The following is a 21,721-nucleotide window of genomic DNA, read 5'->3' on the forward strand; positions in this document are numbered from 1 at the left end:
AAACCGCTAGGATAGCAAGTGTGTTTTGAATTTCAAATTAAATATAACAAATTTGTGAAATAAGCAAACAGTGCCGTTTTTGCGCTGTTTTTGAGCAAACCATAAAAGGCGGAAAAGAAGGAAGTGAGTACTTATATTTTTTATGTCCAAAAGTATTATAATTCACTATAACATTCTATAATCATTATAATAGATATAAAATGGTTGGGTGGGCAGTTAAATCAGATTTCATGTTTTTTTATGAGAATCGCAGTTGAGTTGACAAAAAATCAAATACTCATGTAATAAGATTGGGAGGTTAGTGAGGTTGTTTTAGGGGGTGTATGGGGTTTTACTTTTTGAAAAAATTTTAAAAAGTACTCACTTCTATCCATTCTGTTGCCATATTGCCTTCCTTTGCACGATAATTTTCTTCTTTTTCTAAATAACAAAAATGGAAATGAGGCGCTGTTTTAGCGTCCAATATAGGATGTATTCATCATGGCGATGATTGAAATCAAAGATATCAACAAGTGGTATGGCGATTTTCACGTGCTTAAGAACGTGAGTGAAAAGGTTGAGCAGGGCGAGGTGCTGGTTATTTGCGGCCCTTCAGGCTCCGGTAAATCTACCTTTATTCGCTGTATCAACCGCCTTGAAGAAATCCAGAAAGGCGAAATTCTGCTCGAAGGGCACTCCATCCACGCAGATGACGTAAATGTTAACGACCTGCGCACTGAAGTTGGTATGGTTTTCCAGCAGTTTAATCTGTACCCGCACTTGAGTGTTCTCGATAACGTAACACTCGCACCAATTAAAGTGCGCAACATGCCTAAGGGGCAGGCAGAAGAGCTTGCCATGAAATTGCTTGAGCGTGTCGGTATCCACGATCAGGCAAGCAAGTACCCTATCGAATTATCCGGTGGTCAGCAGCAGCGTGTAGCAATTGCACGCGCACTTGCAATGAAACCGAAAGTTATGCTGTTTGACGAACCTACCTCTGCGCTTGATCCTGAAATGATCAACGAAGTACTCAACGCAATGAAAGACCTCGCCCGTGAAGGTATGACCATGCTCTGCGTTACGCACGAAATGGGCTTTGCCCGTGAAGTGGCAGACCGCGTTATCTTTATGGACGGCGGTGAGATTGTAGAAGAGGGCACACCTGAGCACTTCTTTACCAATCCTCAACATGAGCGAACAAAGGCTTTCTTGAAAGAAATCCTCTAATAGATATGGGTTTGTTACTTGTTACAAACCCGGGACCAGCTAAATAGGAGTAAGTATATGAAACGTTTTGTGCTGATGGCATTGACTTTATGTCTCGTACTGACCTGCACTACTGCTTTTGCGGGTAAAATTGATGACATTAAAGCGCGTGGTGCGTTAGTTTGTGGCGTTAAAGACTCTGTAGTTCCTTTCGGTTACGTAGATCAGGCAACAAGCCAGCTTGTAGGCTTTGATGTTGATATCTGCCGCGCTATTGCAAAAGAACTGGGTGTAGAGCTCAAACTTAAGACTGTTACTTCCTCCACACGTATCCCAATGGTTGTTAACGGCCAGATTGATATCGCTGCTGCGACTATGACGCATAAGCATCAGCGTGACGAAGTAATCGATTTCTCCATCACATACTTCATGGATGGTCAGAAACTGCTCGTAGCAAAAGATTCCGGTATCAAGTCAGCTGCTGACCTTGCCGGTAAAAAAGTTGCAACCGTAAAAGGTTCCACTTCCGAAAAGAATATTAAAACTGCTCAGCCTAAAGCACGCGTACTTTCCTTTGACGAGTACCCGCAGGCATTCCTTGCACTCAAGCAGGGTAAAGCTGTTGCTGTAACTACTGACTCCACTATTCTTCTCGGTCTTAAAAACTCTGCTCCAGACCCATCCAAGTGGGAAATCGTAGGTGACTACATTGCTGCAGAGCCGTACGGTCTTGGTATTGCAGAAAATGATTCTGATTTCCGCGACCTCATCAACAAAACTCTGAACGACATGTGGCGCTCTGGTGAATACGAGAAGATCTACAACAAGTGGTTCGGCAAAGATTCCAACTACTATCTGCCTCTTACATGGCAGATGGAACTGTGGCCATAAGCTCTAACTAACCGATAAAGAGCGCAATGGCTGCATTGCGCTCTTTATTTTACTGTTTCGAGGCTGTTTTGAATTATACCTTCGATTGGAATAAAGTTCTTTCCGGAGAATATCTGGATTGGATTATTAGCGGTGTAGGCGTTACCCTGCAGATTTCTGCGGTTTCGCTTTTTATTGCGTTGCTGCTTGGTACTACTATCGCTGTGATGCGCATGACGAAGATTAAACCGCTTATCTGGTTCAGCGCTTCCTTTACTGAATTTTTCCGTAATACCCCGCTCCTTGTACAAATATTTTTCTGGTACTTCGGTGCAGACAGCTTGCTTCCGCGTTTTGCGCTGGACTGGCTCTATGAACAGGATTTTGAATTCTGTGCCGGTGTTATTGCTTTATCCGTGTACACGGCTGCATTTATTGCAGAAGAGATCCGTGCCGGTGTAAACTCCATTCCTAAAAACCAGCTTGAAGCTTCCCGCGCATGCGGCCTGACATTTATTCAGGCAATGCGTTACGTTATTTTGCCTCAGGCGTTTAGAATTATTGTGCCGCCGATGATTTCGCAGGCACTCAACCTTGTTAAAAACTCTTCTCTTTGCATGACTATCGGTGTTGCAGAGCTGACGTACATGGCACGCCAGATTGAGTCCTACACATTCCGTGGATTCGAGGCGTTCACTATCAGTACGCTCATTTACCTCTGTATCTCATTGATAGTTTCCTTCTCCATTAACTTCTACAACAAACGCTTCTTGCGTGCTGTCAGCTACTAGGAGAATAGAATATGCAATGGGATATTGTAATAGATAACTTTCCGTACCTTCTTTGGGGTGCGTATCCTCAAGGCCCTCTGGGTGGTCTTGCGCTGAGTATTCTGCTTTCCATCGGTGGTATTTTCGGTGCGTTCTGGATTGGTCTTGCAGCCGGCTTAATGCGTCTTTCTAAGCGTTGGTACATCAAGCTTCCGTCTGTGATTTATATTGAAATCATCCGTGGCGTACCGCTGCTCATGCTTATTTTCTGGTTCTACTTCCTTGCTCCGATTCTGCTTGGCAAAACATTACCGGAAGCAGAGTCTGCGCTGGTTGCATTCATCGTGTTTACCGGTGCATACATCGGTGAGATCGTTCGTGCCGGTGTTATCGCATTGCCGAAAGGGCAGATGGAAGCATCCCGAGCGGGTGGCCTCACACACCTTCAGGCCATGCGATATGTTATTTTACCGCAGGCGCTGCGCAATATGATTCCGTCTTTTGTTAACCAGTTTGTGTCCCTGACAAAAGATACATCACTTGCGTATGTTATCGGTGTTGTGGAACTTACCCGTGCAGCTGTTCAGGTCAACAACCGTACGCTTTCTGCTCCAATGGAGATCTACCTTACCATCCTTGTCATGTACTTCGTGATTTGTTACGTCCTTACTGCCTTGAGTCGCAAACTTGAAAAGAAAATGGCTCGATATCAGGCAAGAGGATAATAATTTATGGCAGATCTTGTCAGACTGGAAATACGTATTCCTGAGCACATGCAGGACATGGCGAGTATCGCCTTAGTGCAGCAGCTCAACTATGGCTGGGAGGAAGAGAATCTTCCTACCGGCGAAATTCTTTATCGTGTCCACATAGAGAATCCGGCATTTTGTGAAGAGTTTCTTACAGCGCTTTACAGTGCCGTTCCGGAAGCTGATGTAACGCGCACAGACGTGCCGAATCAGGACTGGATGAAAGCTTGGCGTGATTTCTTTACACCGGTGGAAATTGGTGAGCATTTTAAAGTTATCGCACCGTGGATGCGTGAAACAGAACAGCTCAATGGACGCATGCCTATTGTTATTGAGCCTAAAACAGCGTTTGGTACCGGACATCACCCGACCACTGCACTGTGCCTTGCTTCTGTTTCAAAACTTGCTTCCGAAGGCCGCATTCACGAGGGACAGAAATTTCTTGATCTCGGAACAGGCTCCGGCATTCTCGGTATCGGCTGCGTTAAGCTTGGCCTTACCGGCGTCGGGGTAGATATTGATATGCTTGCCATCGAGAATACAGAAGAAAACAAAGTGTTGAACGAAGTATCTTCTGATTCTTTCGAAGTATATCAGGGCTCTGCAGATGCTGTCTGTGGTGACTTTGATGTGGTGCTTGCGAATATTCTGGCTCGTCCTCTGATGGAAATGGCTGTAGAGATCTTTAAGCTTGTTAAGCCCGGTGGCTGCCTTGTTCTTTCCGGTCTGCTTGAAACACAGGCAGATCAGGTTGAAGCCGTATACAGGGAACTGGGTCTTCCAGAAGCCCGCCGTATTATTGAAGGGGAATGGGCTGCTCTGATTTGGGAGTAAAAAGCTTTTTCTTTTTGTCTCCGACGGGCAGGCGGGCGTTGCCCCCTGCACCCCCACAAGGGGACGTGTCCCCTTGACCCCAATTAGCCGTTTTTCCTCCCGCGTTTTGTGATGGTGGAAGCCGCGAATACGTTATTTTTCCGATCGTAAAATAAAAGGGTTGGCCTCGATTATGTAGGCCAACCCTTTGTTCTTTATGGAAAGGTAGTGATGCATAAGCCGCGAGGCTGGTTAAGAAACGGGCTGGTATCGTATATAAAGGTTTCTGGAGATTCTTAAGAACCTCTTGCAAGAGGTTCTTAAGCCGCCGGAGGCAAAAAAACAAAAATAAGCGCAAAAAAAGCCTCACTGCATATCGCAGTGAGGCTTTTTTTCTAGGTTTTATTTACTGAAAGCTTCTTTCAGTGCGTTCTCCATTTGTCCGGTTGTGAACAAGTCGCGGAGAATAATCGGTGACGAGGCTTTTTCCCCTGTAGGGAATATCGCAACAATCGGGATAGAGCTGGCACCGAGTGATTCAAGGAATTTTTGCTTTTCCATATCCTCGGTGGTCAGATCTACTTTAACAAATTCAACATTGTATTTGTTTTCCCATTTAGCCCTGTTTTCTGCAGTGAGTACACTTCGCTCAAGGAACTTGCAGGTTGGGCACCAGTCAGCAGAGAAGTCTACGACCATCCGTTTTTGTTGCAGGCCTGCAAAGAATGTTTCGGGGGTAAATGCATGCCACTGCTTAGCTTTTGGCTCTTCTTTGAATGCCACAAAAATAGTGACAACGACCAGAAGAGCGCAGCATGACCGGACAAGAATGTTTCGTGTTCTGGTATATGCAAGGCCGGAGAAATGTCCCCATGCCCATGCCGCTACAGCCGTTACCCAGAGAACGATGAGCATGTCCGGCAGTACCTTTGCAGGAAGAATGTACAAAAGGTAGACCACGGTTCCCAGAAGGAAAAAGCCGACAACTTTGGATAAGGTTGCTGTCCATGCTCCAGGACGTGGGAAGCGGGTCACAAGGTCAGGTACAAGCGCCATAGCAAAGTATGGGAGCGCCATGCCTAATCCTACTGAGAGGAATATAAGGATGAGTACACCGACAGGTTGCAGGAATGCCCATCCTAGCACACCACCCAGCAGTGGTCCGCTGCAAGGTGTTGCAAGTAATGTGGCAAGAAGGCCTGTGGAAAATGCACTCCATTTGTCATTCCCGTTTTCTGTACCGCGTCCGGTGAGGCTGAACATAGGAAGCGGGAAAATATCGAAAATAGAAAGTGCCAGCAGGAAGATGAGAATTGCGAGCCCCATCAACAGGTTTTCGTTCTGGAACATTTGCCCCCATGCCAGCTCGAAACTGGTGAGTACAACTGTCAGCAGGAAGAACCATGTAAGGATACCGAAGGCAAAGAAGATGTTATGGTTTCGGAAAATTCGCTTACGCTGTTTCTCATCGGCAATTTGTGCAGCTGCAACAAGGGAAGAGAGTTTGAGGCTGATAACAGGCAGGACACACGGCATGAAGTTGAGGATAAAACCTGCAATGAGGCCGAAGATAATAGCTTTGCTCAGGGTACCGACTTCCAGCACTTGAATAAAGTATCGAGGAGTAAAGCTGTAAGTATGTTCTTGTGGAGTTGCCTGTTTGAGAAGGCTTGATGTTGCTTTGCCGGAACTGGATAATGAAAGGGTGCCTGAGGAACCGGAAGATGACGGAAGCTGTACACTAAGTTTTTTAGCAAGCTCTTTGCTGTTTCCAGAGCTGGAACTGCCCAGTTTGGAAGTATCAGGGTGTTCTGGGGTAATGTCTGAGTAGCGTTGCCACCAGTCCATGGATTCAGCTTTTTTTAGTGAACCTGTATCCCATGTTACTGAAATGGTTTTTCTGACGGGGGTGCAGCGGACATCTGAGCATAGTAGAATAGAGGCTTCAATGGTTGTCTTTCCTGATGTGGCATCGGGAATGGTGATGTAGATATCCTCGGCACCTTCGTAAAGATAGGTGATTTTGTCTTTAAGAAGAGGATCGTTTTTTTTCTTTCCGGCAGGATAGCGGACTGTGCTCCCTTCTGGAGCCGGAGAGACTGATATAGATGTTGGTTTGCCGGTTTCTCCCTTTTTTCGGGAGTAGAAGTGATATTCAGAGTCCGGTGCAATGTGCAGTTTAATGACAATGGCATTGTCCTGACTCGTTGAGACGAATGGTTCGGCAGAGAACTGTACAGGTGCTTCAGCAGCAAAGGTCTGCGTGCTTACAATCAGTACAAGAAGAATAAAGGTGAATAGAGTATAAATTTGCTTTCTATGTTTCATGCTCTTACTATTATTGATTTTTCAGGTTTTGCAAAAATGATTGCGTGGTTGAGAATGAAAAAAGTGAATGACGCACTGAGTGAATGTTTGCGAGTCGCGAGAATGAGCGAAATATGGGGTGCGCAACGTTGAAGAAGTTGATGTGCCGTTCTGGCGTACTTGCGCTGGCGTTGAATAGCGGTAGTGATACTGCGAAGTGGAGTGCGTTGCGCTCACCATAGTAGTATTTCCTAAAAATATAAATATGATTTTGACATAGAATTTTGCCCATGATAGTCGCCAGTCATTATGAAAAAAGCTTAACATATCCGAATATTATGTCTGTTAGTGTTTTTGATAGCATAGAGCTGTCACTTTTAGTCACAGTGTAATTAGTATTGTGAGTAAATGATATGAATTTATTTGATGCACTGATAACGACTACGCATCGTCCAGAAGTCTGGTCAAAATATACCGCCGATCAGCTGTGGACAGACCCGTATGTTGCAACGCAGATGTTAGATTATCACCTCAACCAGGATGTTGAATTAGCCTCACGTAATGAGCGCTTTATTGGTAACTCTGTACGATGGTTGGATTCAAAATTCGGGTTAGGCAACCATATAAAGGTCATTGACTTCGGTTGTGGCCCGGGCCTCTATACATCGCGATTTGCGCGATATGGCGCTGAAGTGACCGGTGTAGATTTTTCTGTAAACTCCATCAAATATGCACGGAAGTATGCTGCTGAACATGCCCTTGCTATTACGTATGTTGAGCAGAATTATCTGGATTTTGAACCTGAAGAAAAGTTTGACCTTATTACGATGATCATGTGCGATTTTTATGCATTATCGCCACAACAACGAGGCAAACTGCTTAAGAAATGGGAGTGCATGCTGGCTCCTGACGGGGCAATCGTTCTAGACGTTTGTACTGACAAGGCTTTTGCAGCCTGTGAAGAGTCTGCAACGTTTGAACGGAACCTGATGAATGGCTTTTGGGCATCCCGCGATTACTTTGGGTTCTTGAATGGCTTTGTGTACAAAGAAGAGAATGTGAAGTTGGATAAATACACAATTGTGCTACCAGATGAAGTACGTATTATTTACAACTGGTTACAGTTCTTTACTCTTGAAGCCCTTACTGAAGAAGTAGAAGCACAGGGATTGCGTATTGATTCTGTACACAATGATGTGTGCGGTACAAAATATACCGGCTCTGATGAAATGGCTGTGGTTTTGCGAAGAGCATAGCTTGCTTTTACTGGAGGTTAGCAAATAAAAAAGGCGACTGCGTATGCAGTCGCCTTTTCATGTTTTTTTTAAGGATGATCGGGTTTGCTATTCTATGCAGATCATCTCATACGAGTCGCCGGTGAGGCAGACACTGGCGTCGTCGGTGACTTCAAATGTGTTTTCAACACCGACCATGCCTATGCCCGGAATGCCGATTTTAGGCTCAAGGGCAATGACGTTTCCTTTTTCAAGCGGTTCGTCAAATCCTTTGGCGATAACCGGATGTTCATCAATCCCCAGTCCAATGCCGTGGCCGACAAACTTAACCTTATTTGCACCAAGTGCCATAAAGCCATCTTCAAAGCCGGCTTTTTCTGCCATCTTGAGTGCTTTTGCATAGAGCTGTGATGGAATGCTTCCGATACGAAGTTCTGCTGCGAGAGTGTTCTGGATTTCAATGCAAGTGTCATGTGCATTGCGGACAACATCTGGAATAGAGCGTTGTGCTCCAGCCCAGTATACTTGCGTTTTGTCAGTATGGTAGCCTTCGAGAGCAAAGCCGATATCAACTGTCAGTGGTGATTTTTCACGCCAGACCTTACCGGCATACCCCATAAATGGAGTCGCTGGATGCTCGCCGATCAGTCCGAGAGGGCCGTTGAAGTGGCTCGGATAGTTACCGGATTCTCCTGCGGCGATGTGCCCGAGGAAAATATCTTCACCAAAGGTGTTCATGCGCATCATTCCGCAGTGTCCTTTCGCAAAGAATACTTCCCATGACTTATGGGCAACGTCACGCTCTGTCATGCCGACATGAAGATGTTGTGGCAGGTCATGGTAGAGCGCTTCGTGGTGACGGGCTCCGCCAAGGCGCAGTTTTTTGAGTTCCCATTCTGTTTTGACAGCTCTGGCTGTTGTTAATACGCGGTCGCATGGGATGAAAGATATATGCGGCAGCTTTTTGCGCAGGAGATCGCCTACCTGCCAGGTGAGTCCTGCAAAATCTACTGCCACATCAGCTGCTTCTGCAGGTAGAAGAGGAGTGCCCGCATCACTCAGGATAGTTTCAATATCGCTGAATGAACGGAAGGCATGGATTTCCTCAATGGAACTTTCCAGACGGCAACGCTCGACACCATGACGTGCTATAAGAACGGGTTTACCTTCTTTAGGGAGCCAGAAGACGCCGTTAGCAAGAGTGCCTGTGAGATAGTACAGCTGGATGCGTGAGAAAATGAGCATCCCTGAAACACCGGGCATTACTTGATCCAGCAGTTTGCGACAGCGGGCATGCCGAAGGGCAAGCTCTTCTGCAGGTACTTTTTCGATTACTGGTAGAATTTTAGTCATAATAGCTCCTTGGATATGCCCGTTGGTTATATGCCAATCTGACTCTGTGAGCAATGAAGAGATGAACTGCTGGTGTTCGCAAAGAATTCAGTATACAGAAACCGGAGCTGGCTTGGTCATGCTATGGTAGACTGCATACACGACACTGTAAGTATTTCTGTTAGTGGTCTGCTGCATTGACAGCCGAAGGCGGACAGTATTCTGTCTTGCAATACTTTCTGTGAGGAAAATATGATTTTTGATGAAACCATGCGCGATGCTCTTGCCGAGGCAAAAGTGATTGCGGTTATCGGTGCAAAAGATAAAGCCGGTCAGCCTGTAAATATGGTCGGTACATATCTTATAGATCAGGGATATACTGTAATCCCTGTGCATCCTATACGGCAGAATGTATGGGGATTAACCACATATAAAACAATTGCTGATATTCCGGTTCCAGTTGATATCGTTAATGTATTCCGTGCGTCCCAGTACTGTGCGGATCATGCGGACGAAGTTCTGGAGCTGAAGCATACGCCGAAAATGTTTTGGATGCAGTCCGGTATCAGAAGTCAGGAAGCCGGCGAAAAACTTGCTGCCAATGGCATTGCTGTTGTTGAAGACAAATGCATTATGGTCGAGCACAGCAGACTTGGTTTGGAGACGAAATAGATGAAAGAAGCATTTGATTGTCAGATGTGCGGACACTGTTGTGAGGGCGAAGGTGGTATTATTGTCAGCCCTACAGATCTGGTACGCATTACTGAACATTTACATATGTCTGCTGAAGAATTTACCGAGAAATACGGTGAAATCAAAGACGGGAAACTGCGCATTCGCGTAGGTGAAGATAAGTACTGTATCTTTTTTGTGCAGGGAAAAGGGTGCGGTGTACATGTGGCTAAACCGGATATTTGTCGCGCGTGGCCGTACTTTCGCGGCAATGTGATTGATTCTGAGTCGTGGGAAATGGCTAAAGACTTTTGTCCGGGCATCCGAAGAGATGTTAGCCATGATGAATTTGCCAGGCAGGGGCGCGCCTACTTACGTGGGCACAATCTGCTTGCCAGTGACAAAGATTGCGAGGCACGTGCGCTTATTCTTGATGATGAATAGGCGGGCATTGTTTCGCAACGTATTGTGACTTTTCTGAAAAGGCTGGGTATTCATAGGAATGATCTTATGAATCCGGCCTTTTTTTATATATACTGTTAGAGCTGAGTATAGATCGTGCAATTACAAAATGTTATTGTATGATGCATGCTCAGAAGACTGATCTGCCTAGGGGGGCAGTCTCAATCCGTTTCGCTTGCTGTGTATTTCCGTTTTCTGCTCGTACGGGCTTGGAACATTGAGCTGTCTGAAACAGGGTTGTGCATCATACTATTTTCTTAGAGCAGATCGGCTGCTTGCTTTATGGAGGAACCGTGACTTTACGCGAATGCTATAAATTACTGAATGTACCGAACGGAGCGCCGGAAGATGTTGTTAAACAGGCGTACCGTAAGCGGGCCTTTGAGCTGCACCCTGACTTGCACCCTGATGATCCTAATGCGTCACGTAACTTTCAGCGGTTGAATGAAGCATACGTTATCATTACCTCAACAGCAAAAAATGAAGCGTTCTCCGGTAGAGGAACTTCCTCCCGCAGAAACGAGTCTTCCGGTAAGCAGCGCTCAGCAGCATATGGATATCGCTCCCAACGGGATTCGCGCGACAGTACTGTGCGTGACCGTGCTCGTGCAGCATATCGTAAAGCAAAAACAAATTTTGATGCGAACAAGAATAAAGCAACCAGAGGTGGCGATACATATAATAAGCCGCAGCAGGAGTTTGATGACTCCTTCTGGAATGCAGAACAGCGCAGTTACTCGAAAGAATCTGTACTTAATGAGATTTTAAACGATCCGTTTGCAAAGCGGGTGTTTGAAGATATCTACAGCGAAATAAGGCGTGATGGCGGTAAAACGGTGCCTGCTGCTCCGAAAAAACGTAAGTTTTCCATGCAGTGGGGCGAAAGAGATATTTCCGTTGATATGACCGGCGGTGTGAAAGGCTGGCTGCAGCGGCAGCTGGATGACACACAGGTGATGCATTTACCGATGCAGAACCTGCGCCCGGGCGCCAAAGTGCGTTTGACCCTGTCTCAGGGATTGAGTGGTGGAACACGTCAGTTGGAAATTACCTTACCTGACAGTTTTCGCGTCGGACAACCAATTCGCTTGCGGAATCTGGGAAGAAAGATCGGCGGTTGGGTCGGAGATCTGTACCTGACTATTCATGGTCGTATGTAACTGGCTGAACATATTTCTTATTCTGGCAGCTAATGGTGTTGTCAACAGGCGGAGGCTCAGTGTCTCCGACGGGCAGGCGGGCGTTGCCCCCTGCACCCCCACAAGGGGACGTGTCCCCTTGCCCCCCCCATTATACGCGAGCCAGCTTCCTAGTTACGGTGTTGGAAGCCGCGGATACGCTAACTTTCCATAGCAAAAGAAAAAGGCTGGCCTTCATTTGAAGGTCAGCCTTATTTTTTGAAAGGTGATGAGGCATAAGGTGAGAGGCAATGCTAAAACAGTCTGGTGTCGCGAGAAAAGTTTTTTGCAAACAGCCCCGCTGACAAGCGTCTTTGAAAGCAGCAATCGCTACAGGGTCTTTGGGTAATTAAAATTCTCTGTCGAGCAGCAGGTGTGAGAAGTACCCCACAACTGCGGCAAGGTAGAACGGCAGGGTTACAGTCCACTCTTCTCTAAAGAATATCCAAGGCAGCGCAATGAGCGGTGCAGGGACAAGCAGCATGGCCCACCATGTATGTGTCCAGCCTCTGTGTTTGCCCAAAGCCGGAAGCATGGCAAATAATCCTAAAATAGCAGCCCATTGATAATAATGATTTACAATGAGCAGGATATCCGTGATGGCCATAATGGAGTAAAAGAAGTTCTGCCCCTTGGATTCGGTGTCTGTGTCTGGAAATAACGATGCCATTACTGCAATGGCGAAGAGAGCAGAAAGAAGCCAGATGTCATTAGGGAGGTATGAAAAGTAAACTGCTGCTGCGAGAGCACCGCCACCTACTGCTGCGCCCCCCGCAAGGTGTCCTTTATATCCGGGCATACTATTTCCTTGTGTTGAAATATTGTTTATGCGGTAAGGTACTGAAAATATGTGTAGTAGTAAAGATAGTACAACAGGGGAAAGTGTTGTCGGGCTGCAGTTTTTAGTATCTACCCATTTGTTATAAAAGTGTTTTTGTTATTTGAAATCATGGTACACAGTTGTTTTATGGGCATAATACAGAGTGTGTAGAGCAGGACGGGCACGCTGCCTGTTTGCACATAAAGCGCCGGGGGGACGCCCTCGGCCAATGGAAACACTCCGAGCCTTCGGGTTGATGAGCGGGAAAAAGAGCGAATTTGGGTTCGCTTTTTTTCCCGTTTTAACGTTCTGCGGCGTAGAATAGTTTTTCAATAGTATTTGAGCGATCAATCAAAAATAAAATCAAAAGGTGATTGAACGCTCAAATCAGGATAAAGTTTCAATTATTTCGAGTTTTCAAGTAAAATGTTATAGTTATTGTAATGATAAAATCACAAAACAGTGTTTTTTTTGATGTTTTTCTCAAGGGGTAAATTCAAAAAAAACGACTATATGGGTTGCCAATGTTTGTTAGCAGAGTTAGTCTATGTATATAAATTATTGTGATGCACTTCGGGTAATGTTTTTTGTGATTGGTACCCACAATAGTGACAACTTGAAGTTGAAATTGATGATGTGAAAAAGAGCGTATGTGCTGTTTTCAAATCCTGTTGCAGGATTTTGTTGCTTATGGGTTAAAGCAACAAAAAAATATCTGCGCAGTTTTTGTTCCTGCTGCACTGGCTGCATCTGTAGTCGTCGCTGTTTTTCCTTTGATGCATGTCGGTTGGGGTCTGTCTTGCTTCGGAGTTCTTCTTTTCTCGTATCACGCTTACTGAACTGGTGTTGTGGCATGTATTGTATGCCAAATTGCTGCCGTTTTCAGTCAACATTCGGAGGAGCCATGGAAACCATCCCTCTTAACTCACCGGATAAAGATTTCATCCGTGAAGTTCAGGAGAGAAGTGGACAGAATGTGCAATCTTGCTACCAGTGTGGCAACTGCACAGCTGGCTGTCCTTATAACTTTGCGTACGACGTGTCTGTAAGCCGCATTATGCGTCTCGTACAGCTCGGTCAGCGCGAAGCTGTTCTTAAAAGCCATTCCATATGGCTGTGTGCAACCTGTCAGTCCTGTACAACTCGTTGTCCTAACAGTATAGAAGTCGCCAAAATTATGGATGTTCTGCGTCACATGGCACGTGAAGCAGGATATGCAACAGAACGGAACGTTAAAGCATTTGGCGATGCTTTCCTTGAGTCGGTCGAAAAGCACGGTCGTGTGTATGAACTTGGTGTAACTGCTTCATATGTCAAAAAGACCGGTAGATTCTGGACAGATGTAGATCTTGCTCCGGCAATGCTTCCTAAAAATAAGCTTTCGATTAAGCCGCACGAAATTCGCGGTAAAGAGCACGTTGCTGAGATCTTCAAAAGATACAGAGAACGTGATGCCGCCAAGGAGAATCGCTAATGTCTATTTCTGTAGGATACTACCCGGGCTGTTCCGGTAGTGGCACGTCTGTAGAATACGACAAGTCCACCCGCGCAGTCTGTAAGAAGCTCGGAATCGAGCTTACCGAAATCGACGATTGGAGCTGTTGTGGCTCCACTCCGGCTCATACAGTAGACCATACTCTTTCTGCGGCGCTTTCTGCACGTAACCTTGTTCTTGCAGCAAAGCAGGGTCAGGAAGAAGTGGTAACCCCTTGCCCTAGCTGTCTTGCCAACCTTCGCACAGCGTCTCATAAAATTGAAGATGAAGCCTACCGTCCTAAGGTTGAAGCGCTTCTCGACGATTCTTGCGAAAGTGCAGCAACCGTAGCTTCCACGCTGCAGTTGATTGTAGAAAAAGTTGGTCTCGATGCTATCAAAAAAGCAGTTGTAAAGCCGCTTAAAGACCTTAACGTAGCTTGTTACTACGGCTGCATCATGAACCGTCCGCCGGAACTTATGCAGTTTGATGATCCTGAAAATCCAATGGCGATGGACAAGATCATGGAAGCGTGTGGCGCAACAGTCCTGCCTTTCCCGCTTAAAGTTGAATGCTGCGGTGCAGCTGCAGGCATGCCGAAAAAAGAGATTGTAACCGAACTTTCAGGGCGTCTGCTCAATGTGGCAGATTCTTTGAACACAGAAATTATCGTAACCGCCTGTCCACTGTGTCAGATGAACCTTGATCTTCGTCAGGGACAGGTAAACCGTGCAAACGGTACCGGCTACGATATTCCGGTTGTGTACTTCACACAGCTGCTCGGTTTGGCTCTTGGTCTTTCTGCCGACGAGGTTGGCTTGTCCAAACTCGTAGTAGACCCGACACCTCGTCTGCGTTTTGCTGGCGTTTTATAGCAAGGAGAGAGTATGCGTATAGGCGTATTTGTCTGCCATTGCGGCAGTAACATCGCGGCTACTGTTGACTGTCCGGCTGTAGCGGAGCAAGCAAAGAATTTGCAGGACGTAGTGTTTACAACTGACACTATGTACACCTGTTCCGAGCCGGGACAGAACGAAATTATCGAAGCCATTAAAGAGCACAACCTTGACGGCGTAGTGGTGGCATCCTGTTCACCGCGTATGCACGAAGCAACCTTCCGCCGTGCTCTTGAGCGTGCAGGTTTGAACCGCTACATGCTCGAAATGGCAAACATCCGTGAGCACGTTTCCTGGATCGGTAAAGACAAGGAACGTAACACAGTAAAAGCGTTTGAACTTGTTTCAATCGCTGCTGCCAAACTCCGCAACAACAACCCGCTGTTTGCAAACAAGTTTGACGTGACAAAGCGTGTGCTTGTTATCGGTGGTGGTGTTGCCGGTATTCAGGCTGCCCTTGATTGTGCGGACGCAGGCTATCAGGTTGTGATGGTTGAGCGCGAGCAGTCCATTGGCGGCAAGATGGCAAAAATTGATAAAACCTTCCCGACCGTTGACTGCTCTTCCTGTATTCTGGGGCCGAAAATGGTAGACGTTGCTCAGCATGAAAATATCACGCTGTATGCAATGTCTGAGGTTGAAAAAATTGAAGGGTACGTTGGTAACTTTGATGTGCAGGTGCGCAAAAAAGCTACCTATGTAAATTGGGATGATTGCACAGGTTGTGGCGCGTGTATGGAAAAGTGCCCAAGCAAGAAAAACCTTGATGCATTCAACGAAGGCATTTCTAAATGTACTGCCATCAATATCCCGTTCCCGCAGGCAATTCCTAAGAAAGCAGCAATTAATCCTGAAGGCTGTATGATGCTGAAAAAAGGCAAATGTGGCGTATGTGCCAAAGTTTGTCCTACCAAGTGCATCGATTTTGAGCAGAAGGATGAGATTCTGACCGAAAAGGTCGGTGCGGTTATCGCTGCCACCGGTTACGACATGTTCGACCATTCTGTGTACAAACAGTACGGCGCAGGTCAGTACCCGGATGTAATTACCTCCCTCCAGTACGAGCGTCTCATGAACGCTTCCGGTCCTACCGGTGGTCACATTAAGCGTCCTTCCGACGGAAAAGAACCGAAAAAAGTTGTGTTCGTCCAGTGTGTAGGTTCCCGTGATCCAGCCGTAGGCCGCCCGTACTGCTCCGGTTTCTGCTGCATGTACACTGCAAAGCAGGCCATTCTTACTAAAGACCACATACCTGATTCTGATTCCTACGTATTCTACATGGATATTCGTTCCCCTGGTAAAGGGTACGACGAATTTACCCGTAGAGCACAGGAACAGTACGGTGTGCAGTATCTCCGTGGTCGTGTTTCCATGATTTACCCTAAAGGTGATCATTATGTGGTACGCGGCGCAGATACACTTGCAGGTACACAGGTAGAAGTGGAAGCCGACCTTGTGGTTCTGGCTGTTGGCGCAGAGAGTGCGAAAAATGCACCTGCACTTGCTGAGAAAATGCGTATTTCCTACGACTCCTACGGATTCTTCATGGAAGCTCACCCTAAACTGAAACCTGTAGAAACAAACACCGCCGGTGTATACCTTGCAGGTTCCTGTGTAGGGCCACGAGATATTCCGACTTCCGTTGGTCAGGGCAGCGCAGCAGCAGCTAAGGTTATGACCCTGTTCTCAAAAGATAAGCTTGAAAGTGACCCTCAGGTATCCAGCGTTAACGCATCACGTTGCGTAGGCTGCCTGAAGTGTGCAAAGACCTGCCCGTTCGGTGCTATTAAAGAAGTGACTGACCGTGGCGGTAATGTAAAAGCTGAAGTTATTGAAACAGTATGTCAGGGTTGCGGTATTTGTACTGTTACCTGCCCTCAGGGTGCTATCCAGCTGCAGCACTTTACAGACAACCAGATTCTCGCGGAGGTTAACGCCTTATGTCAGGCTCAACTGGACTTTTAACAGAAGGCCAAGATCTTCGTATCGTTGGTTTCCTGTGTAACTGGTGTTCCTACGGTGGTGCAGATACCGCAGGGGTTGCACGTTTTGAACAGCCTACGGACTTACGCGTAATCCGTGTTCCTTGCTCCGGTCGTATCGACCCTCTGTTCATTGCACGTGCGCTTCTCAGCGGTGCTGACGGCGTTCTTGTATCCGGTTGTCACCCGCGTGACTGCCACTATGCAGAAGGTAACTTCTACGCCCGTCGCCGTTTAGAAATGCTTAAGCAATTCCTGTCCGTTACCGGTATTGATCCGGAACGCTTCCATTACACATGGGTTTCTGCATCCGAAGGCCAGCGCTGGCAGGATGTTGTTACCTCCTTTACAGAACGCATTCGTAAACTCGGTCCGGCACCAAAAATGTCCGGCGGCACCGGTTATGACGAAGAGTGTCTGAAAGAAATCGCGGCTGCTGTTTCCCTTGGTGAGCAGTGCCCGTGCCATAAGGAGAAAGCGTAATGCAGGCTCTTGCAGAACTTAAAGATCAAATCCGTAAGGCATTGCCTGAACTGGATGTCGTAATAGGTTGGCAGCAGGGCTATGATGCATTGCACACACGCCCTCTCTTTATCCGCTCTGAAGAAGATATTGATAAGCTTGTTGTTAACGAATTCTGCGTGGTGAACCCTTCTTCTTACCTGCGTGAAATGCGCGGTGGCAAGAAGGTTGGTCTCGTACTCAAAGGGTGTGATTCCCGCTCCGTTATCCAGCTTATTCAGGAAGAACTTCTGAACAAAGATGATCTCACCATCTTCGGCTTCGGCTGTAATGGTGTGCTGAATCACGCAAAGCTTCAGGCCCGTTTCGGTGATATCGGCTACATTGAGTCTGCTGAGAGCGACGGAAATACTGTAAATCTCGTGGTTGCAGGCAATAAAGAAACAGCTCCGTTTGCAGAACTTTGCGCGGAAAAGTGTCTTACCTGTTCCTACCCGAATACATTACAGTGCTCCCACTTTGCAGGTGAAGAGTCCGATAAAAAAGCAGAAGCTGCACAGGATAAAGCTCTCGAAGAATTCGAACAGCTTTCCATGGAAGAGCGTTTTGCATTCTGGCAGGACCAGATGCGTCGTTGCATCCGCTGTTACGCATGCCGTAACGCATGCCCGATGTGTGTATGTAAAGACCATTGCCTCGCCAATTCCCGCCAGCCTAAATGGTTAAGCGAAGATGTGGATGTGCAGAACAACTTCATGTTCCAGATGATTCACGTGATGCACCTTACCGGTCGTTGCGTTGAGTGCGGTGAATGTGAGCGCGCTTGTCCAATGGATATTCCGATTATGCTGTTAAGACGCAAAATGGCCGGTATTGTACGCGATGTTTTTGCATACAATGCAGGAACCAACGCGGAAGATACTTCTCCGCTTATGCGCTTTGAAGTGGAAGAACCAACTATCGAGGAGCGGCACTAGTCATGGCTTGCAAATTTATCTCAAACGAAGACACTAACAAGTGGCTCGAGGCGCTTGCAAAAGACCACGTAGTGTTTGTTCCGGTGGAGGATGGCGGTTCCGTAACCTTCCGTCCGTTTGCAGAAGGCCGTAAGCCGGTTCTTGACCGCATGCCTGTGCGTTCACCGAAGGAAGCTGTATTCCCGCAGACAGAAACTCTGCTGACATACAAATACGAAAAAGACCCTGAAAATCCTGAGCGTACCGCAGTAAGCATCAAGGAAACTCTGCCAAGAGAACGTGCAGTAGTTTTTGGTGCCCGTCCATGTGGTACCCGCGGTATGAGTGTTTTTGACAAAGTGTTTGATAACGATCGCATTCGTGATCCGTACTATGCAACACGCCGTGAAAACACACTCTACATTACGCTTGCCTGTGACAAAGTAGAATCCACTTGTTTCTGTCATGAAGTAGGCAGCGGCCCTGCTGATACCACGTGTTCAGACGTGCTTCTTACGCCTGTACAGGGCGGGTTTGCAGCAGAAGCTGTGACCGAGCGCGGTGGCAAAATGCTTGAAGCAAGCTTCTTTGCAGACGGCGGTGACAAATGTGCAGAAGCGGAAGCAGTGAAAAAAGCAACCCGCGAAATGCTTGGCGAAGCCCACGACTACTCAGATGCACCAGAAAAACTTATGGCTGCCTTTGATGATGACGAATTCTGGGAAGAGCAGGCTGCCGGTTGTATCAACTGCGGTGCGTGTACCTACCTTTGTCCTACCTGTTACTGCTTCAACATTACTGATGAGCCTACAGGTACAACAGGCAAACGTGTACGTACATGGGATACCTGCATGAGCTTCCAGTACACATTGGAAGGCAGTGGGCATAACCCGCGTACAGTTAAAGCTTCTCGCCTTAAAAATCGCGTGAACCATAAGTTTGCCTACATTCCGGACACATACGACAAGCACATTGGTTGCTGTGGTTGTGGTCGTTGCATTAAAAGCTGTCCTGCTTCTGTGGATATTCGTGCTATTGTTAAAGCAGCACAGGCTCGCAGCGTCAAGAAGGAGTCTAAATAATGAAAGCTAATCCAGTACTGCCGGATATGGCTACTGTCATGGAAGTTGTGGAAGAAACATCCAACATTAAAACCTTCCGTGTTCGCTTTGACGATGAAGACGTTATGAACAAGTTCACTTTCGAGCCGGGACAGGTAGGTCAGCTTTCTGTTTTTGGTAGCGGTGAGTCTACCTTCGTAATCAACTCTTCACCGACTCGTATGGATTACCTTCAGTTTTCTGTAATGCTCGTAGGTGAAGTTACAGAGCGTATTCACCAGCTTAAAGCCGGTGACTCCGTTGGTGTTCGTGCTCCATTAGGTAACGCGTTCCCGACAGAAGAAATGAAAGGGCAGGACGTAACCTTCATCGGCGGCGGTATCGGTATGGCTCCACTCCGTACACTTCTTGTGTACATGCTGGATAACCGTGACGATTACGGCAAAATTACTCTCCTGTACGGTGCTCGTTCTCCTCAGGATTTGAGTTATCAGGAAGACATCGCCGAGTGGATCGGTCGTGACGATATTGATGTAGTACTTACCGTAGATAATCCGGACGAAGAGTGGGGCAAAAATCCACACGAAAAAGTCGGTCTTATCCCGAATGTACTTAAAGAAATCAACCCGGATAACAGCGGTTACGCTGTTACCTGTGGCCCTCCTATCATGATTAAGTTCACACTCATGGCACTTAATGAGCTGGGCTTTAAAGATGACAAAATCATCACTACCCTCGAAAAACGTATGAAGTGCGGTGTAGGCCTCTGTGGCCGTTGTAACATCGGCGACAAGTACGTTTGTGTAGACGGTCCTGTGTTCAAGTACTCTGAACTTCAGGAACTGCCTAACGAGCTGTAGGCTGATTGCCATAGAATAGTAACTCCCCCGATGCGACTGCATCGGGGGAGTTTTTTATTTTTACGGGTGGATGCTTACTCTCTTTTTTTTTAGAAAGAAGCTGAGCTGGTTAACTAACGTTACCCGAGAAGTTTTTGAGCTAATTTTGGCAGGTTGTTTGCTTGCGCAAGCATGGAAACTGCCGCATTAGCAAGAATTTGCTGCTTGTTAAATGTGGTCATTTCTGTTGCAACATTTACATCAGAAATCCGTGATTCAGAAGCTTGTAGGTTTTCCTTTTGAATCGATCCTACTTCAACTGTTGCAGCAAGACGGTTTTGAGTTGAGCCTATCTCTGCACGGATTTTGTCTTTTTTGTTTATTGCTAACATTATGTTTTCTAATGCTTTTTTTGCATTTTGCTGCGTTAGAATATTGTCACCTGCCTCTTGTCCAACACCAAGTGATTTGGCCGTAGCCATGGTAATCTCTGTGTCATAGTGGTCTTCTTTTTGGCTGCTTGTACCAAAATGAATGTTCACGGCAATCAGATCTTCAGATTCAACGTGCAGTTGGGTTGAGGACTTTTGTGCATCAGTTCCAGTTTTCATATCGAGACTGGCACCGAATTGTGTTTTGGTGACAGTAAAGCGCCCACCTGTATTATTTGAAATAGTATCTCGAATCTTTTTGTCTTCACCGTAGGTTGTAGTGATTCGAAATTTTTCTGTGGTATCCAGAATGTCTACAGAGTTTCCATCTGTGCTTCCAAGGGCAAGTTTTTCCCACGTGTTACTTTGTGTGTTAAAGATTTCAACTTCAATATCAGTAACAGGTTTTTTTTCTGTGCCATACGAGCTTTTAACACTGGATTCCACGCTCGCAATGTTGCCTGTCAATGCCCCTGTTCTGCCGTTGTGCCTAAACTCTGCAGTAGCACCTTTAAGGGTATTTGAATTAACTTCAAAAAAAGTTGTAGCATCATTGGTTACAGTGATGCCGGATGTTGATCTGTGTTCAAATGTTTTTGAGGCAGCTACTTCAGACTGAACCTGTATAGCCTCAGTCGATGCAGCAACTGATTGAATAGTAAAGTTTGTATCTGTGACTTTTGTGATACGATATTCGTCTGTATTATTGTATAAACTATCGCGGATAACTGAGCCGTCATTAGCCACAAGAGTGATTCTGACTTCACCCGTGACTGTTGTTCCACCAGCCGCAATCGTATCGGTTATATCTGTCCAGTTATCAAAGCCTAGAGGGCTTCTTTCAATAGTGACCTTTGCGCCGGAGTAAGTAGAGGCATTCAGTGTGGATCCTGCTGCACCGAGGGCAAGTCCAAAGAGTCTTCCACCCATGGTGCATATTTCACCATTCGCGTTAGCATTAGCTAAGCTTGTCTCTACTTCGGCCAGACCAGAGCGGGAGGTGAAGGTTATTGTCCCTGTACCACCAGCTGTTGTAGTGATTTTTTGACGGCCAAGAGCCGTGACCGTCCCATCTCGTCTTGCTGGAGCCGTCAATACAAGGTTCTCATTTTTGAGATCCTGATTTCTCCAGGTCTCTTCATATCCTACGGTTTCTACTTTAACCGCTTCTTCCGAACGAGCCGGGTCGTCCTGGGCAGAACTGCGTTCCACCACAACATCCAT

The 21,721-nt window shown here is 46.6% G+C and carries 20 protein-coding genes; 16 read left to right on the forward strand and 4 right to left on the reverse strand.

The window, feature by feature from the left end; all coding sequences use genetic code 11:
* Nucleotides 1-480: 480 nt before the first annotated feature.
* From SP90_RS13730 to SP90_RS13750, 5 genes are all read left to right on the forward strand, one after another.
* On the forward strand, nt 481-1,209 hold the full coding sequence (locus SP90_RS13730) for an amino acid ABC transporter ATP-binding protein (RefSeq protein ID WP_066857447.1): 729 nt from the start codon (nt 481-483) through the stop codon (nt 1,207-1,209).
* A gap of 57 nt (nt 1,210-1,266) precedes the next feature.
* Nucleotides 1,267-2,079, forward strand: a complete 813-nt coding sequence (locus SP90_RS13735; RefSeq protein WP_066857450.1) for an ABC transporter substrate-binding protein — start codon at nt 1,267-1,269, stop codon at nt 2,077-2,079.
* Nucleotides 2,080-2,147: 68 nt separating this feature from the next.
* Nucleotides 2,148-2,849 carry an amino acid ABC transporter permease gene (locus tag SP90_RS13740; RefSeq protein ID WP_066857555.1) on the forward strand — a complete coding sequence of 234 codons (702 nt, stop codon included), beginning with the start codon at nt 2,148-2,150 and terminating at the stop codon, nt 2,847-2,849.
* 11 nt (nt 2,850-2,860) lie between these two features.
* Nucleotides 2,861-3,553, forward strand: coding sequence for an amino acid ABC transporter permease (locus SP90_RS13745; protein WP_066857453.1), 693 nt, complete (start codon nt 2,861-2,863; stop codon nt 3,551-3,553).
* Between the two features lie 6 nt (nt 3,554-3,559).
* Nucleotides 3,560-4,411 carry a 50S ribosomal protein L11 methyltransferase gene (locus SP90_RS13750; RefSeq protein ID WP_066857456.1) on the forward strand — a complete coding sequence of 284 codons (852 nt, stop codon included), beginning with the start codon at nt 3,560-3,562 and terminating at the stop codon, nt 4,409-4,411.
* Between the two features lie 381 nt (nt 4,412-4,792).
* Here SP90_RS13750 and SP90_RS13755 read toward each other — a convergent pair whose 3' ends face one another.
* Nucleotides 4,793-6,718: a protein-disulfide reductase DsbD family protein gene (locus SP90_RS13755; protein ID WP_066857459.1), complete on the reverse strand. Its 1,926-nt coding sequence runs from the start codon at nt 6,716-6,718 to the stop codon at nt 4,793-4,795.
* 392 nt (nt 6,719-7,110) lie between these two features.
* Between SP90_RS13755 and SP90_RS13760 the strand changes: the two genes are divergently transcribed.
* Nucleotides 7,111-7,953, forward strand: a complete 843-nt coding sequence (locus SP90_RS13760) for a class I SAM-dependent methyltransferase (RefSeq protein WP_066857462.1) — start codon at nt 7,111-7,113, stop codon at nt 7,951-7,953.
* 87 nt (nt 7,954-8,040) lie between these two features.
* Here SP90_RS13760 and SP90_RS13765 read toward each other — a convergent pair whose 3' ends face one another.
* Entirely contained in the window at nt 8,041-9,285 is a 1,245-nt protein-coding gene (locus SP90_RS13765) for a M24 family metallopeptidase (RefSeq protein WP_066857465.1), read from the reverse strand.
* A 231-nt stretch (nt 9,286-9,516) separates the two neighbouring features.
* On the opposite strand from SP90_RS13765, the gene SP90_RS13770 reads away from it, so the two are divergent.
* The 3 genes from SP90_RS13770 (at nt 9,517) to SP90_RS13780 (ending at nt 11,558) form a co-directional block, all read left to right on the forward strand.
* Nucleotides 9,517-9,936: a CoA-binding protein gene (locus tag SP90_RS13770; RefSeq protein ID WP_066857468.1), complete on the forward strand. Its 420-nt coding sequence runs from the start codon at nt 9,517-9,519 to the stop codon at nt 9,934-9,936.
* Nucleotides 9,937-10,380, forward strand: a complete 444-nt coding sequence (locus tag SP90_RS13775; RefSeq protein ID WP_066857471.1) for a YkgJ family cysteine cluster protein — start codon at nt 9,937-9,939, stop codon at nt 10,378-10,380. It abuts the gene before it with no gap.
* Nucleotides 10,381-10,691: 311 nt separating this feature from the next.
* On the forward strand, nt 10,692-11,558 hold the full coding sequence (locus SP90_RS13780) for a J domain-containing protein (protein WP_066857474.1): 867 nt from the start codon (nt 10,692-10,694) through the stop codon (nt 11,556-11,558).
* A gap of 367 nt (nt 11,559-11,925) precedes the next feature.
* On the opposite strand, the gene SP90_RS13785 is transcribed toward SP90_RS13780, so the two are convergent.
* Complete coding sequence (locus SP90_RS13785) at nt 11,926-12,375, reverse strand: metal-dependent hydrolase (protein ID WP_066857477.1); 450 nt, start codon at nt 12,373-12,375, stop codon at nt 11,926-11,928.
* A gap of 925 nt (nt 12,376-13,300) precedes the next feature.
* Between SP90_RS13785 and SP90_RS13795 the strand changes: the two genes are divergently transcribed.
* The 7 genes from SP90_RS13795 to SP90_RS13825 are packed head-to-tail and all read left to right on the forward strand — an operon-like array spanning nt 13,301 to nt 20,087.
* Nucleotides 13,301-13,870, forward strand: a complete 570-nt coding sequence (locus SP90_RS13795) for a 4Fe-4S dicluster domain-containing protein (RefSeq protein ID WP_066857482.1) — start codon at nt 13,301-13,303, stop codon at nt 13,868-13,870.
* Nucleotides 13,870-14,745, forward strand: a complete 876-nt coding sequence (locus SP90_RS13800; protein WP_066857485.1) for a CoB--CoM heterodisulfide reductase iron-sulfur subunit B family protein — start codon at nt 13,870-13,872, stop codon at nt 14,743-14,745. Before SP90_RS13795 ends, SP90_RS13800 begins: the two co-directional genes overlap by 1 nt.
* Nucleotides 14,746-14,757: 12 nt before the next feature.
* Entirely contained in the window at nt 14,758-16,731 is a 1,974-nt protein-coding gene (locus tag SP90_RS13805; protein ID WP_066857488.1) for a CoB--CoM heterodisulfide reductase iron-sulfur subunit A family protein, read from the forward strand.
* On the forward strand, nt 16,707-17,231 hold the full coding sequence (locus SP90_RS13810; protein ID WP_066857491.1) for a hydrogenase iron-sulfur subunit: 525 nt from the start codon (nt 16,707-16,709) through the stop codon (nt 17,229-17,231). The genes SP90_RS13805 and SP90_RS13810 overlap by 25 nt, the downstream gene beginning before the upstream one ends.
* Complete coding sequence (locus SP90_RS13815; protein ID WP_066857494.1) at nt 17,231-18,187, forward strand: 4Fe-4S dicluster domain-containing protein; 957 nt, start codon at nt 17,231-17,233, stop codon at nt 18,185-18,187. The genes SP90_RS13810 and SP90_RS13815 overlap by 1 nt, the downstream gene beginning before the upstream one ends.
* A 2-nt stretch (nt 18,188-18,189) precedes the next feature.
* On the forward strand, nt 18,190-19,248 hold the full coding sequence (locus SP90_RS13820) for a 4Fe-4S dicluster domain-containing protein (protein WP_066857497.1): 1,059 nt from the start codon (nt 18,190-18,192) through the stop codon (nt 19,246-19,248).
* Entirely contained in the window at nt 19,248-20,087 is an 840-nt protein-coding gene (locus SP90_RS13825; RefSeq protein ID WP_066857500.1) for an FAD/NAD(P)-binding protein, read from the forward strand. Before SP90_RS13820 ends, SP90_RS13825 begins: the two co-directional genes overlap by 1 nt.
* A gap of 119 nt (nt 20,088-20,206) precedes the next feature.
* Here SP90_RS13825 and SP90_RS16910 read toward each other — a convergent pair whose 3' ends face one another.
* A complete protein-coding gene (locus SP90_RS16910; protein ID WP_082936462.1) occupies nt 20,207-21,721 on the reverse strand; it encodes a flagellin in 1,515 nt (504 codons plus the stop codon).

This window comes from Halodesulfovibrio spirochaetisodalis, assembly GCF_001672295.1.
Classification (GTDB): Bacteria; Desulfobacterota; Desulfovibrionia; order Desulfovibrionales; family Desulfovibrionaceae; genus Halodesulfovibrio; species Halodesulfovibrio spirochaetisodalis.

Excerpts from the sequence above, each read along its gene's own strand:
- SP90_RS13730 (WP_066857447.1), top strand. The coding sequence starts at position 481 with ATGGCGATGATTGAAATCAAAGATATCAACAAGTGGTATGGCGATTTT.
- SP90_RS13735 (WP_066857450.1), top strand. The coding sequence starts at position 1,267 with ATGAAACGTTTTGTGCTGATGGCATTGACTTTATGTCTCGTACTGACC.
- SP90_RS13745 (WP_066857453.1), top strand. The coding sequence starts at position 2,861 with ATGCAATGGGATATTGTAATAGATAACTTTCCGTACCTTCTTTGGGGT.
- SP90_RS13750 (WP_066857456.1), top strand. The coding sequence starts at position 3,560 with ATGGCAGATCTTGTCAGACTGGAAATACGTATTCCTGAGCACATGCAG.
- SP90_RS13755 (WP_066857459.1), bottom strand. The coding sequence starts at position 6,718 with ATGAAACATAGAAAGCAAATTTATACTCTATTCACCTTTATTCTTCTT.
- SP90_RS13760 (WP_066857462.1), top strand. The coding sequence starts at position 7,111 with ATGAATTTATTTGATGCACTGATAACGACTACGCATCGTCCAGAAGTC.
- SP90_RS13765 (WP_066857465.1), bottom strand. The coding sequence starts at position 9,285 with ATGACTAAAATTCTACCAGTAATCGAAAAAGTACCTGCAGAAGAGCTT.
- SP90_RS13770 (WP_066857468.1), top strand. The coding sequence starts at position 9,517 with ATGATTTTTGATGAAACCATGCGCGATGCTCTTGCCGAGGCAAAAGTG.
- SP90_RS13775 (WP_066857471.1), top strand. The coding sequence starts at position 9,937 with ATGAAAGAAGCATTTGATTGTCAGATGTGCGGACACTGTTGTGAGGGC.
- SP90_RS13785 (WP_066857477.1), bottom strand. The coding sequence starts at position 12,375 with ATGCCCGGATATAAAGGACACCTTGCGGGGGGCGCAGCAGTAGGTGGC.
- SP90_RS13795 (WP_066857482.1), top strand. The coding sequence starts at position 13,301 with ATGGAAACCATCCCTCTTAACTCACCGGATAAAGATTTCATCCGTGAA.
- SP90_RS13800 (WP_066857485.1), top strand. The coding sequence starts at position 13,870 with ATGTCTATTTCTGTAGGATACTACCCGGGCTGTTCCGGTAGTGGCACG.
- SP90_RS13805 (WP_066857488.1), top strand. The coding sequence starts at position 14,758 with ATGCGTATAGGCGTATTTGTCTGCCATTGCGGCAGTAACATCGCGGCT.
- SP90_RS13810 (WP_066857491.1), top strand. The coding sequence starts at position 16,707 with ATGTCAGGCTCAACTGGACTTTTAACAGAAGGCCAAGATCTTCGTATC.
- SP90_RS13815 (WP_066857494.1), top strand. The coding sequence starts at position 17,231 with ATGCAGGCTCTTGCAGAACTTAAAGATCAAATCCGTAAGGCATTGCCT.
- SP90_RS13820 (WP_066857497.1), top strand. The coding sequence starts at position 18,190 with ATGGCTTGCAAATTTATCTCAAACGAAGACACTAACAAGTGGCTCGAG.
- SP90_RS13825 (WP_066857500.1), top strand. The coding sequence starts at position 19,248 with ATGAAAGCTAATCCAGTACTGCCGGATATGGCTACTGTCATGGAAGTT.
- SP90_RS16910 (WP_082936462.1), bottom strand. The coding sequence starts at position 21,721 with ATGGATGTTGTGGTGGAACGCAGTTCTGCCCAGGACGACCCGGCTCGT.